This window comes from Actinokineospora sp. PR83, assembly GCF_021056305.1.
Lineage (GTDB): Bacteria > Actinomycetota > Actinomycetes > Mycobacteriales > Pseudonocardiaceae > Actinokineospora > Actinokineospora spheciospongiae.
This window is the reverse complement of sequence record NZ_JAJCXD010000101.1, coordinates 1-12,403: the sequence shown is the minus strand read 5'-3', so window position 1 is coordinate 12,403 and position 12,403 is coordinate 1. Positions and strand designations below refer to the sequence as shown.

12 protein-coding genes and 1 pseudogene are annotated in these 12,403 nt (G+C 72.3%); 10 read left to right on the top strand and 3 right to left on the bottom strand.

Annotated elements, in window-relative coordinates; translation table 11 throughout:
- The first annotated feature begins 7 nt into the window (after nucleotides 1-7).
- From L6E12_RS29695 to tesB, 5 genes are all read left to right on the top strand, one after another.
- The gene (locus L6E12_RS29695; protein ID WP_236231237.1) at nucleotides 8-1,528 is read left to right on the top strand and encodes a glutamate synthase subunit beta; all 1,521 of its coding nucleotides are present in this window, start codon (nucleotides 8-10) and stop codon (nucleotides 1,526-1,528) included.
- Between the two features lie 70 nt (nucleotides 1,529-1,598).
- Nucleotides 1,599-2,381, top strand: a complete 783-nt coding sequence (locus tag L6E12_RS29690) for an aminotransferase class IV (RefSeq protein WP_236231236.1) — start codon at nucleotides 1,599-1,601, stop codon at nucleotides 2,379-2,381.
- Nucleotides 2,378-3,046, top strand: a complete 669-nt coding sequence (locus tag L6E12_RS29685) for a DUF2461 domain-containing protein (protein WP_236231235.1) — start codon at nucleotides 2,378-2,380, stop codon at nucleotides 3,044-3,046. The genes L6E12_RS29690 and L6E12_RS29685 overlap by 4 nt, the downstream gene beginning before the upstream one ends.
- A gap of 124 nt (nucleotides 3,047-3,170) precedes the next feature.
- Nucleotides 3,171-4,595: a pyruvate kinase gene (pyk, locus tag L6E12_RS29680; RefSeq protein ID WP_236231234.1), complete on the top strand. Its 1,425-nt coding sequence runs from the start codon at nucleotides 3,171-3,173 to the stop codon at nucleotides 4,593-4,595.
- 31 nt (nucleotides 4,596-4,626) lie between these two features.
- Complete coding sequence (tesB, locus tag L6E12_RS29675) at nucleotides 4,627-5,562, top strand: acyl-CoA thioesterase II (RefSeq protein WP_236231233.1); 936 nt, start codon at nucleotides 4,627-4,629, stop codon at nucleotides 5,560-5,562.
- Between the two features lie 177 nt (nucleotides 5,563-5,739).
- Here the strand turns inward: tesB and L6E12_RS29670 are convergent, their stop codons facing one another.
- Nucleotides 5,740-6,057 carry a hypothetical protein gene (locus L6E12_RS29670; protein ID WP_236231232.1) on the bottom strand — a complete coding sequence of 106 codons (318 nt, stop codon included), beginning with the start codon at nucleotides 6,055-6,057 and terminating at the stop codon, nucleotides 5,740-5,742.
- A gap of 313 nt (nucleotides 6,058-6,370) precedes the next feature.
- Between L6E12_RS29670 and L6E12_RS29665 the strand changes: the two genes are divergently transcribed.
- Together L6E12_RS29665 and L6E12_RS29660 are read left to right on the top strand one after the other, a co-directional pair.
- Nucleotides 6,371-7,228, top strand: coding sequence for a helix-turn-helix transcriptional regulator (locus L6E12_RS29665; protein ID WP_236231231.1), 858 nt, complete (start codon nucleotides 6,371-6,373; stop codon nucleotides 7,226-7,228).
- A 19-nt stretch (nucleotides 7,229-7,247) separates the two neighbouring features.
- Entirely contained in the window at nucleotides 7,248-7,454 is a 207-nt protein-coding gene (locus L6E12_RS29660; protein ID WP_052021239.1) for a DUF397 domain-containing protein, read from the top strand.
- A gap of 231 nt (nucleotides 7,455-7,685) precedes the next feature.
- Here the strand turns inward: L6E12_RS29660 and L6E12_RS29655 are convergent, their stop codons facing one another.
- Nucleotides 7,686-9,269: a succinic semialdehyde dehydrogenase gene (locus L6E12_RS29655; RefSeq protein ID WP_236231230.1), complete on the bottom strand. Its 1,584-nt coding sequence runs from the start codon at nucleotides 9,267-9,269 to the stop codon at nucleotides 7,686-7,688.
- 234 nt (nucleotides 9,270-9,503) lie between these two features.
- Nucleotides 9,504-10,595, bottom strand: a complete 1,092-nt coding sequence (locus tag L6E12_RS29650) for a GNAT family N-acetyltransferase (protein ID WP_236231229.1) — start codon at nucleotides 10,593-10,595, stop codon at nucleotides 9,504-9,506.
- A gap of 156 nt (nucleotides 10,596-10,751) precedes the next feature.
- Here L6E12_RS29650 and L6E12_RS29645 point away from each other — a divergent pair, with 156 nt between their 5' ends.
- The 3 genes and pseudogenes from L6E12_RS29645 to L6E12_RS29635 all read left to right on the top strand — a co-directional run.
- Entirely contained in the window at nucleotides 10,752-11,024 is a 273-nt protein-coding gene (locus L6E12_RS29645; RefSeq protein ID WP_236231228.1) for a hypothetical protein, read from the top strand.
- A 140-nt stretch (nucleotides 11,025-11,164) separates the two neighbouring features.
- Entirely contained in the window at nucleotides 11,165-11,620 is a 456-nt protein-coding gene (locus tag L6E12_RS29640) for an FAD:protein FMN transferase (RefSeq protein ID WP_236231227.1), read from the top strand.
- 237 nt (nucleotides 11,621-11,857) lie between these two features.
- Nucleotides 11,858-12,403 (top strand): annotated as a pseudogene (locus tag L6E12_RS29635) (hypothetical protein); the annotation flags it as partial.

The window sequence follows — 12,403 nt, the reverse complement described above, 5'->3', positions numbered from 1 at the left end:
GTGTTCCGTGGCTGACCCGAACGGCTTCCTCAAGGTCGCCCGTGCCGACGCGGCCAAGCGGCCGGTGGAGGAGCGGGTCGGTGACTGGAACGAGGTCTACCGCGACCTCGACGCCGACGTCCGCGACGGGCAGGTGCGCGAGCAGGCCACCCGGTGCATGGACTGCGGCATCCCGTTCTGCCACAGCGGGACCGCGGGCTGCCCGCTGGGCAACCTCATCCCCGAGTGGAACGACCTGGTCCGCCGCGGCGACTGGTCGCTTGCCGCCGACCGGCTGCACGCGACCAACAACTTCCCCGAGTTCACCGGTCGGCTGTGCCCGGCGCCGTGCGAGGCCGCCTGCGTGCTGGCCATCTCCCCGGAGGCGGGCGGCGCGGTCACCATCAAGCGCGTCGAGAACACCATCGCCGACGTGTCCTGGGAGCGCGGCTACAACCAGGCGGTCAGCCCAGGGGTGTCCACCGGCAAGCGGGTCGCCGTGGTCGGGTCCGGCCCGGCCGGGCTCGCCGCCGCCCAGCAGCTCACCCGCGCCGGGCACGAGGTCACCGTGTTCGAGCGCGACGACCGCCTCGGCGGCCTGCTGCGCTACGGCATCCCCGAGTTCAAGATGGAGAAGAAGGTCCTCGACCGGCGGCTCGCGCAGCTCCGCGCCGAGGGCACCCGGTTCGTCACCGGCTGCGAGGTCGGCGGCACCGGGTCCGGCTCGGTGTCGGTGGAGACCCTGCGCGCGGAGTACGACGCGGTCGTGCTCGCCGTGGGCGCCCTGCGCGGTCGCGACGCCCCCGACGTGCCCGGCCGGGAACTCAAGGGCGTGCACCTGGCGATGGAGCACCTGGTGCCCGCCAACCGCGAGTGCGAGGGCGACGGCCCCACCACGATCGACGCCAGGGACAAGCACGTCATCGTCATCGGCGGCGGCGACACCGGCGCCGACTGCTACGGCACCGCCGTCCGGCAGGGCGCCGCCTCGGTCACCCAGCTCGACCAGTACCCCAAGCCCCCGGGGACCCGCGACGACGAGCGCTCCCCGTGGCCGGTCTGGCCGGTCATCCTGCGCACCTACCCGGCCCACGAGGAAGCGGGCGACCGCAAGTTCGCCGTCGCCGTCGAACGCTTCGTCGGCGACGCGGACGGCAACCTCACCTCGGTCCAACTGCGCGAGGTGAAGGTCCGCCGCGACCCGGAAACCGGCCTGCGCGAGGTCGTCCCGGTCGGCGACGACGTCGAGGTCGTCCCGGCCGACCTGGTGCTGCTGGCCATCGGCTTCGAGGGCGTGGAGCACATGCCGCTGCTCGACGGCCTCGGCCTGTCCCTCACCCCCCGGGGCACCCTGTCCTGCGGCCCGGACTGGCAGACCCAGAGCCCCGGCGTCTTCGTCTGCGGCGATGCCCACCGGGGCGCGTCGCTGCTGGTCTGGGCGATCGCCGAGGGCCGGTCGGTCGCGCACGCGGTGGACGTGTTCCTGATGGGCGCCTCGCAGCTCCCCTCGCCGGTGCACCCGACCGCGCTCCCGCTGGCGGTGCGGTAGGTCGGAGGGCGGCGGGGCGGGCTCAGTGCCGGTCCCCGCCCCCACCCGGTGACGTGCGAAACTGCCCCCGATGAGCACGGAACTCACCACCCAGGAAACAGTGCCGCTGACCAAGCTCGGCTACGGGCACTACACGTCCATGCTGGTCGCGGCGGGCCGGGTGCGCGGCCTGGCCCGGCACCTGGAGCGGCTCGACCGCGACTGCTGGGTGGTGTTCGGTCGGGGCCTGCCCGAGGACACCGTCCGCGCTGCCGTCCGCGCCGCGCTGGAGGGCGTCGACGAACCCGCCGCCGTGCGCGTGACGGTGGTCGCCCCCGACCTCGACCCGCGCGCGCCCGAGGCGCCGGTGGAGCCCAGGGTGATCGTCTCCACGTCCCCGGTGCCCGCCGAGGCGGACGGGCCGCTGCGGGTGCGCACCGCCGGCTACCAGCGGGACCTGCCGCAGGTGAAGCACGTCGGCACGTTCGGCCTGTTCTACCAGCGCAGGCTGGCCAGGATGGCCGGGTTCGACGACGTGCTGTTCGTCGACCGCGACGGGCAGATCAGCGAGGGGTCCACCTGGAACGTCGGCTTCGTGACCGCCGGGGGCACCGTGGTGTGGCCGAGCGCGCCGGTGCTGCCGGGTGTCTCGATGGGCCTGATCCAGAGTGGCCTGGCCCGGGCCGGGCGGGCCTCGGAGGTGCGCCCGGTGCGCGCCGAGGAGCTGTCCGACTTCGCCGCGGCCTTCGCCACCAACGCCATCAGCCCGGTCCGGCTCATCGGGACCGTCGACGAGGTCACCTACGACCCGGACCCCGGCCTGGCCGCCGAACTGCTGCGCAGGCACGACCTCACCGCCGCGGAGCGGGTGTGAGCGAGCGGTTCACCGGGTTCGGCGAGTACGCGATCGACTTCTTCGACGGCCTCGTCGCCGACAACTCCAAGACCTACTGGGACGCGAACCGGTCCACCTACGACACCGACGTGCGCGCGCCCATGGTGGCCCTCATCGGCGAGCTGGAGCAGGAGTTCGCCGACGGCGGCACCCCCAAGGTGTTCCGCCCGTACCGCGACGTCCGCTTCGCCAAGGACAAGCGGCCGTACAAGGGCCACTGCGGCGCGGTGATCGAGCACGGCCGCGGTGCGGGCGCCTACTACGTCGAGGTCGGCCCGGCGGGCCTGTACGTCGGCGGCGGCTGCTACCACCTGCAATCCGACCAGCTCGCCCGCTTCCGCACCGCGGTCGCCGAGGACATCCACGGCGAGGTGCTGGTCGGCATCCTGGCGCGGTTGCAGCGCGCGGGCTGGTCCACCCGCGGCGACCGGCTCAAGACCAACCCGCGCGGCGTCGACCGGGACCACCCCCGCATCGACCTGCTGCGGCACCGCTCGCTGTTCGTCGCCAAGGTCTGGGAACCCGACGACGTGCTGCACGAGCCCGGCTGCCTGGACCGGGTCCGCACGGCCTGGCGCGAGCTGCGCCCGTTCAACGAGTGGGCCCGCGACCACGTCGGCGTCAGCGAGAAGCCCCGCCGCTGAACCGGCCCACCGCGACCGCCGTCACCCCCGCGGGTAGCGGTTCGGGCAACTTCTGGTGTCCGGTCGACGGTTACCCACCGGTACTTCGGGATCGGTCAAGGGGACGGGGTTACCCTGTCTCGATGTGAGCCGACGAGCGAAGATCGTGTGCACCATGGGCCCAGCCACCGCGACCCCGGAGCGGGTGCGCGACCTGGTGGCAGCGGGCATGGACGTGGCCAGGATGAACTTCAGCCACGGCGCCCACAGCGACCACAAGCAGGTCTACGACCTGATTCGCCAGGCCAGCGACAGCTCCGGTCGCGCCGTGGGCATCCTGGCCGACCTGCAGGGCCCCAAGATCCGGCTGGGCACCTTCGCCGGTGGTCCGGTGGAGTGGCGCGACGGCGACGTCGTGCGCATCACCGTCGAGGACGTCGCGGGCACCCACGACCGGGTCTCCACCACGTACAAGGGGCTGGCGAACGACGCCAAGCCGGGCGACCGGCTGCTGATCGACGACGGCAAGGTGGGCCTGGTGGTCACCGCCGTCGAGGGCCAGGACGTGGTCTGCGAGGTCACCGAGGGCGGCCCGGTCTCCAACAACAAAGGCCTGTCGCTGCCGGGCATGGACGTCTCGGTGCCCGCGCTGTCGGAGAAGGACATCGAGGACCTGGAGTTCGCGCTGCAACTGGGCGTCGACTTCATCGCCCTGTCGTTCGTGCGCTCCCCGGCCGACATCGACCTGGTGCACCAGGTGATGGACCGGGTGGGCCCGCGCAGGCTGCCGGTCATCGCCAAGCTGGAGAAGCCCGAGGCGGTGGACAACCTGGAGGCCATCGTGCTGGCCTTCGACGGGGTCATGGTCGCCCGCGGCGACCTGGGCGTGGAACTGCCGCTGGAGCAGGTGCCGCTGGTGCAGAAGCGGGCCATCCAGATCGCCAGGGAGAACGCCAAGCCGGTCATCGTGGCCACCCAGATGCTCGACTCGATGATCAACAACTCCCGGCCCACCCGGGCCGAGGCCTCCGACGTGGCCAACGCCGTCCTCGACGGCGCCGACGCGCTGATGCTCTCCGGGGAGACCAGCGTCGGCCGCTACGCCATCGAGTCCGTGCAGACCATGGGCCGCATCATCGAGGCGGTCGAGACCGACATGCCGACGGTGCCGCCGCTGACCCACGTCCCGCGCACCAAGCGCGGCGTGCTGTCCTACGCCGCCCGCGACATCGGCGAGCGCCTCAACGCCAAGGCCCTGGTCGCCTTCACCCAGTCCGGCGACACCATCAAGCGGCTGGCCCGGCTGCACACCCACCTGCCGCTGCTGGCCTTCACCCCGGAGCCGGAGGTGCGCAGCCAGCTCGCGTTGACCTGGGGCACCGAGACCTTCCTGGTGCACGAGGTCGACTCCACCGACCGGATGGTCCGGCTGGTCGACCACTCGATGCTGTCCATCGGCCGCTACCAGCCGGGTGACCTGGTGGTCATCGTCGCGGGCTCCCCGCCCGGCACGGTCGGCTCGACTAACCTCATCCGCGTTCACCGGTTGGGCGAAGAGGACCACGCGTAGCGGCCTCCGCCGGTTCCCGCAGGAGGTTCGGATGACCGAGGCAGCCAGGATCGCCGCCACCGCGGGCATCCCCGTCGAGGCGCCGCGCGCCGCCGACGGGGTGCCCCACGGGCAGCCGGTGCTGGACCGGCTGGTGGCGCTGCTGGACCTGGAGAGGATCGAGGAGGACATCTTCCGCGGGGTCAGCCCCAAGCAGTCCTCGCTGCGCGTCTTCGGCGGCCAGGTGGCCGGGCAGGCGCTGGTGGCCGCGGGCCGCACGGTGCCCCCGGAGCGCGGGGTGCACTCGCTGCACGCCTACTTCATCCGCCCCGGCGACCCGAGCGTCCCGATCGTCTACGAGGTCGACCGCATCCGCGACGGCCGCTCGTTCACCACCCGGCGGGTGGTCGCGGTGCAGCACGGCAAGCCGATCTTCGCGCTGTCGGCGTCGTTCCAGCTTCTCGAGGCGGGGGTCGAGCACGCGGAGCCGATGCCGGTCGTCCCCGCCCCGGAGGACCTGCCGACGCAGGGCGAGCTGGTGACCGAGGAGCTGAAGGCCAAGTTCGCCAACATCACCACCCGCCCCCGGCCCATCGACGTCCGCTACGTCACCGAACCCGCCTGGGTCTCCCGGGAAACCGGCCCCCGGGACGCCCGCAACCAGGTCTGGATGCGGGCCGACGGCGAACTGCCCGACGACCCGCTGCTGCACGTCTGCGTCCTGGCCTACGCCTCGGACATGACCCTGCTGGACTCGATCCTGGCCCGGCACGGCGTCTACTGGGGCACCGACAACGTCCTCGGTGCCAGCCTGGACCACGCCATGTGGTTCCACCGCCCCTTCCGCGCCGACGAGTGGGTCCTCTACGACTGCGCCTCACCCAGCGCCTCGGGCGGGCGCGGCCTGGCCACCGGCCGCTTCTTCACCCAGGACGGCACCCTCGTCGCCACGGTCGTGCAGGAGGGCGTGCTCCGCATTCTCGACTAGCGGTTCCCGGAAGTGTGGGGCGGCGGGACCGAACCCTCGGGGAGGTTCGGTCCCGCCGCCTGACCGGCTGTCCCGTTCGCGGCGGGACGCCGGTGCCGCCGGAGCGCGGGGGAGGGGTGGGGGGTGGCCTCGCGCCCCGGGGTCTGGGGGGTGTGAGTGGGAGTGGTCGTCAGGTGCTCACGTGATCAGGTGCCTGGCGTAGGCGGTGTGCGCGACTTCCACGGGCTCCTCCTCCACCGCCAGCAGGCACAGGTGCGTGGTCAGGTAGGCGCGGCAGGGGGCGGGTGCCCGGGTGAACAGCCGGGTGCGGCAGGTGGGGCAGCGGCCGTCGACGTCCGGTTGGTGGTCGGCCAGCAGGGCGCGCAGGGCGCTCACCAGCCGCGGCAGTTCCAGTCGGGCCAGGTCGGTCACGCCGCGGCCGGTCTCGGCGCGGCTGCTGATCTCCGCCAGGTAGCCCCGGAGGGAGGCCTCCAGGTGCCCGAACGTCGACTCCATCAGCGGCCGCCTCCCGTTTAGGTGTACCTCAAGGCTCAAGTGCTCGACGGGGCCGGCCGATGTCTTCGTATAACGGCGTCCGGGGGCCGGGAAAACCGTCGTGGATATGCAGCTTGCGGCCTGCTAAGAGCATTTTGCAAGTTGCAATACACGATCGGGTGATAGGCGGGGTGGTCACAGTTGGCCACTAACATGCTCAAGCTCCGACGCGGTGGAAGTCGCCTTGTGCTTCCCCGTGATCAGCACTGACACTGGCCCAGGACCGCGGTCGTCGACGGGTGGTCGGCGGAGTGGGCAGAGAGAGGTGGACGAGGTGGTTCGAGGGCACAGCCCGACGGTCCGCCGCCGCAGGCTCGCCAGCGAGTTGCGCCGGTTCCGCGAGGCGGCGGCGCTGACCATCGACGAGGTCGGCGAGAAGCTCGAGTGCTCGGCGTCGAAGATCAGCCGCATCGAGACCGGCACGGTCGGGGTCACCCCGCGCGACGTGCGGGACATGCTCGAGCTGTACGGCATCGAGGAGGACCGGCGCGAAGCCCTGGTCCAACTGGCCAGGGAGGCCAGGCAGAAGGGCTGGTGGCACGCCTACAACGAGGTGTTCACCGGCTCGTTCGTCGGCCTGGAGGCGGAGGCGGCTTCCCTGCACACCCACCAGGCGCTGCTCGTCCCCGGGCTGTTGCAGACCGAGGACTACACCAGAGCCGTCATCCGGGCCGTGCGCCCGGGTGTCGAAACGGCCGAGATCGAGAGGCGGGTGCAGGGCAGGATGGCGCGTCAGCGCCTGCTGACCGAATCCCAGCCGCCCGAGTACTGGGCGGTCCTCGACGAGGCCGTGCTTCACCGCGTGACAGGTGGGCCCGAGGTCATGCACGCGCAGCTGACCCGGCTCGTCGAGGCGGCGGCCATGCCCAACGTGACGCTGCAGGTGGTCCCCTTCGGGGCCGGGGCGCACGCGGGCATGGAGGCTCCGTTCCTCATTCTGGGTTTCCCGGAACAGGCGGATCCCGATGTCGTCTACGTCGAGAACTCCATGTCCGGCGTCTATCTCGAAGAGGCGTCCGACGTCCACCGGTACACGTTGATCTTCGACCATTTGCGCGCGGCGGCGTTGGACCCCGAGAACACCGTCGACATGGTCTCGCGGATGGCCGATCGGCTCGTCCGTGGTTCGTGAATGACGAGAGGAGTGGGGCGTGACCGTTTCTGACCTGGCAGGCGCCGAATGGCGCAAGAGCAGCCACAGCGGTGGAGGTAATGACTGCGTGGAGCTCGCGGTCGGCAGAAGCGGCGCAGCGGTGCGGGACTCGAAGAACACCGAGTCCGGTCACCTGGCGTTCGCGGACATCGAATGGGCCGAGTTCCTCGGTCTGGTGAAGGGCGGCGCGCTCAGGACCCGCTGAGGCGGGCCGCGCACCACCCGACCGGGGTGATCGACAGCACCCCGGTCCCGGCCTGATGTCGATGGCGGGGCCACGGTCGCGGCCGTGGCCCCGTACCCACCCCACGCGACCCCGCCCCGGTGGCCCCGGCCCCGGGGACGGGACCTCCACCAGCACCCGGCGGTGCCCACCGGGTCCTCGCGGTGACGAGCGGTGCCGGGGCCGGGAAACCGTTCCCCGGCCCCGGGAGCGTCAGCGGGGCAAGCGCTTGAGCGCGCGCAGGCCCACGGTGAGCCCGGCGGTCCAGGCCCGCGACGGGATGGCCCGGCCCGGGCGCAGCGGGATGCCGCGCTGGGTGGCGATCGTCTGCGCCTCGGTGTACTTGAGCAGGCCCTCGCTGCCGTTGCGCCTGCCCACGCCGGACTCGCCCATGCCGCCCATCGGGGCGTCGACCGAGGCGAACGCGGCGCCGAAGCCGTCGTTGACGTTGACCGTGCCCGCGTGGATGCGCGCGGCCACCCGCTCACCGGCCGCGGTGTCCCGGGTCCACACGCTGGCGTTGAGGCCGTAGCGGGTGTCGTTGGCCCGGACGACGGCCTCGTCGGTGTCGGTGTAGCCGTAGATGGCCACGACCGGCCCGAAGGTCTCCTCGCGGAACAGCAGCATGTCCTCGGTGACGTCGGTGAGGACGGTCGGCTCGTAGAACATCGGACCCAGGTCCGGGCGGGCCTTGCCGCCCGCGAGCACGGTCGCGCCCTTGCCCACGGCGTCGTCGACGTGCTTGGAGATCGTCGCCAACTGCTCGGTGGACGTCAGCGAGCCCATGTCGACGTTGTAGCCCAGCTCGGTGCCCAGCCGCATGGCCCTGGTGCGGTTGACGAACGCCTGGGTGAACGACTCGCGGATGCTCTCGTGCACGTAGATGCGCTCCACGGACACGCACAACTGCCCGGCGGAGGAGAAGCACGCGGTGGTCGCCCCCGCGGCGGCCTTGTCGATGTCGGCGTCGGGCAGCACGATCATCGGGTTCTTGCCGCCCAGCTCCATCGAGTAGCTGGTCAGCAGCGCCGCCGCGCGCGCGGCCAGGCCCTTGCCGGTGTCGGTGGAACCGGTGAAGGCCAGGTAGTCGGCCTCCTCCAGCAGCGCGTTGCCGATCTTGGACCCGCGACCGAGCACGATCTGCCACAGGCCGTCGGGCAGCCCGGCCTTCCCGGCCAGCTCCTGGATCCACAGCGCGGTCAGCGCGGTCTGGTTGTCCGGCTTCTGCACCAGCGCGTTCCCCGCGATCAGCGCCGGGATGGCGTCGAGGCCGGTCAGCGCCAGCGGGTAGTTCCACGGTGAGATCATCGACACCACGCCCTTGGGGTGGCGCACCTCGGTGGTCCTGGTCAGCACCGGCAGCGCCCCCGCCTTGCGCTTGGGCGCGAGCAGCTTCGCCGCCTTGCGGCCGTAGTAGGCCGCGGCCATGGCGGTCACGGCGATCTCGTCGTAGGCGTCGAGCCGGGACTTGCCGGTCTCCACCTGCATCAGGTCCAGCGCCTCGTCCTGGTTGGCCAGGATCAGGTCGTGCAGCCGCAGGAACACCTTCGCCCGCTCGGCCACCGGGGTGGCCGCCCACCGCGCCTGCGCCTCCCGCGCCCGCGCGAACGCCTGCCGCACGTCGGCGTCGGCGATCTGCGGCAGGCTGGTGATGGGCTCACCGGTGAACGGCGCCACCATCTGCACCGTCGTCGGTTCGGCACCCGACACCGCCCGCGCGGTCAACTCGGCAGCCCTGGCCGAGGCCGGAGCCCCCCGGACGGCACCGATGGTGTTGGCTGGCGCGACGACGGACATGAAACGCTCCTCGGTTCGACGGAGCACCCATGTTACTTCGGAGTAGGTACCAGCGACAGGGTCAACTTACCGAGAGTCAGTTCCCCGGCGGATCACGGCACCCCCTCCGCGAAGCGGACCGAGCACCCGAACCCCGTCACGCGACCCCCGAAACCGCCCGCCGGGCATGTCCCGAAACCCGGCTTGCGAACCACGCCAGGCGGGTCCATCCCGAGCGGCGATCCCGGCAAGGGCTCAACGGCTCACGCGCGCCTCCTGCACGCGATCCGCCCCCACCGCCAACGCCACCCGGACCATGTCGTCCTCCCGCCGCACCGACACCGGCAACCCCGACGACATCGCCGCCCGCTCGAACCCCACCTCCGACGGCAGGCACCACGCGATCATCCGCCGGTGCCCCGCCCCCCTGGCCACCGCGCCGAGCCTGCCGATCATCGCCGAGCCCAGGCCGGTGCGCTGCCAGCTGTCCTCCACCAGCACCGAGATCTCCGCCTCGGCCGGGTCGTTGGTGCGGATGAGCTGCGCCATGCCGATCACCCGCGTGCCGCACAGCGCCAGCAGCGTCGTCCCGCGCGGCGGTTGCAGCAGCCGGTGCAGCCAGCGGCGGGGGAGCGTGCGCAGGCCCGCGTGGTAGCGGGCGAACAGCGTCTGCGCCGAGCAGCGGGCGTGCAGGGCGGCGACCGCCTCGGCGTCCTCCGGGGTGCCCGCGCGCAGGACGACACCCGCGCCGGTGCTGGTGATGACCGCCGACGGTGACCCGGCGGCCACCTCACCCGCGGTCAGCACCTCGCCGAGCGCGGTGGCCCTGGCCAGTTCCACCTCGGTGAACGGCGCCCAGCCGCGGCGGGCCACCAGCGTGGTCCCGTCACCGAGGCGCAGCACCGCGCGGTGCCCGCCCTCGTCGGTGCCCGCGGCGGTGTCGGTGTCGGTGGTGGTCACCGAGTCGGCGCCGAGCAGTGCGCGCACGGACTCCGGGGTGCTCGACGGGTCGCGCAGCGCGGCGCCCGCCGCGCGCAGCGCCGCCGTGGTGCGGTCCACCACCTGGTGCATGTCGGCCCGGGTGATCCCCACGCACCGTCCGCCCTCGGCCCGGATCTCGTCGATCAGCCGGGAGGGGGCGGTGCCCGGTGGGGTGCTCACCACGATCTCGTCGACGACGCCGCCGGGGACGGGCAGCACCGACAGGCCCAGGACGTTGCAGTCGCGGGCGGCGAGCCGGGTCGTCATCCGGGCCAGCGCGCCCGGTCGGTCGTCGAGCCGGACCCGCAGCCGCCACGTCGTGGGCGTGCCGGGACGGGTCGCTCCGGGGGAGGCGGTGGTGTCCATGCGTCCATGGTCGGCGGGCAACGTTGCCGAGTGGGGGCCCGTGTGTTTCGGATCTGTGAGCATCCGCCGAGCCGTGCCCGCTCCCGCGTGCGCCGGTGGTCGAGCCGTGCGCGGTTTCCACCACCTGCCTGCCACGCCCGGCAGCATAATCGCGCAATGGGGAAAACCTACGAGCGCATCGACGGCAGGCTCCGCGATTTCATCGAGCGGCAGCCGCTGTTCTTCGTCACCGCCGACCGCATCAGCGACACCTGCGGCTACGCCGTCCCGTTCCTCGACTACCGCGAGGAGCGCACGCTGCACGCGGACTACTTCGGCCGCAAGACCGACGAGGAGTTCGGCGCCTACTGCGCGGCCAAGCCGCACGTCCCGACCAGCCTCGACGGCCTCCCCGCCCTGCCGGTCCCGCTGCCCCCGCGTCCTGCCTAGGGGTTCCGGGTCTGCTCACAGGTTCGTCAAAGACCCAATAGGAATCGTCGTCAGGACCACGGAGACGACGAGATGGACGAGACCAGGTACAGGCAGTCCGCACGCCGGTTCCGGGGTCGTCACCGCGCGCCGAGTTCCCGGTGTGGGGCACGACCGCCGTGCCGGTGGTCACCGACCCCGCCCGGCTGCGCACCGCCACCGCGCTGCCGCGCGCCCACCTCGCCGAGGTCGACCTGGCGTGCAGCCAGTTCCGGCCGGACTCCGAGGTCTCCCGGCTGTACGCCGCTCCTGGCCGCGCCCCGGTCGGCGGCAGGCAGGTCGCCGTGGGCGACGACCACCGCACCGCCGAGTGCGCGCCCCGGTCGCGGATCGCCCTCGGCGGGGTGGTGGCCACCTCCAGCACCACCCGGCGCGCGTGGCGGCGGGCCGGGGGGTCGGTGCACCACGTGATCGACCCGCGTACCGGGCGCAGCGCCGCCGTGGTGCGGCGCACCGCCTCGGTAGTCGCGCAGTCCTGTGTGGACGCCAACACCGTCGCCACCGCCGCGATCGCCGCCGACGCCACCACGCACGCGCTGGCACTGCGGCTGCGCTGACCGGAATGAGCCCGGTGTCCGGTCGGGACACTCGAGTCGCGGTGCGCACTCCGGTCCGGTAGTGCGCGATCTGTTTGGTACGAGGATGTTTCCAAGAACAACCCGCGCACTCCCGGCGAAGTTGATTGTGGGTGATTGTCACACCGCCAAGAATTACCGGTTTCCTGTTGACCTGTCCGGCGGCCTGCCGAGAGGGTGCTTTTGTCACCGCTTCCCGCATACCCACGGAGGTCACTGTTGACCAGGACGAAACGGCGCGTCGTCGTGGCCGTCGCCGCCGCGCTCGCGGGCGCGACCGCCACGCTCGCCGTCACCGGGGCGGTCCAGTCGCCCGCGAGCGCCGCGCCGCTCGGCACTGGACCGGTCAGCGCCTCGGCCGCCGAGCCCGGTCCGCTCGACGACAGCTTCTACCTGCCGCCGAGCCCGCTGCCCGCAGGCGAGCCCGGCGACGTCATCCGCTGGCGCCCCACCATCCCGCCGCTGAACGCGGGTAATGCCGACGCCTGGCAGGTCATGTACTTGTCCACGAACGCCTTGGGTGATCGCAACGCGGTCACCGGAACCATCTTCACGCCCAAGGGTGCCGACCCGGCCAAGGCGCCGATTGTCGGTTACGCGGTGGGTACGCAGGGTCCGGCGTTCAAGTGCACGCCGTCGAAGGCCATCGAGCGCGGCACCCTCTACGACCAGCCCGCCATCAACGACTCCATCAGCGCCGGCTACGCCGTCGCGGTCACCGACTACGAGGGCTACCGCCCGGGTGCGGCGAACAAGCCGACCTAC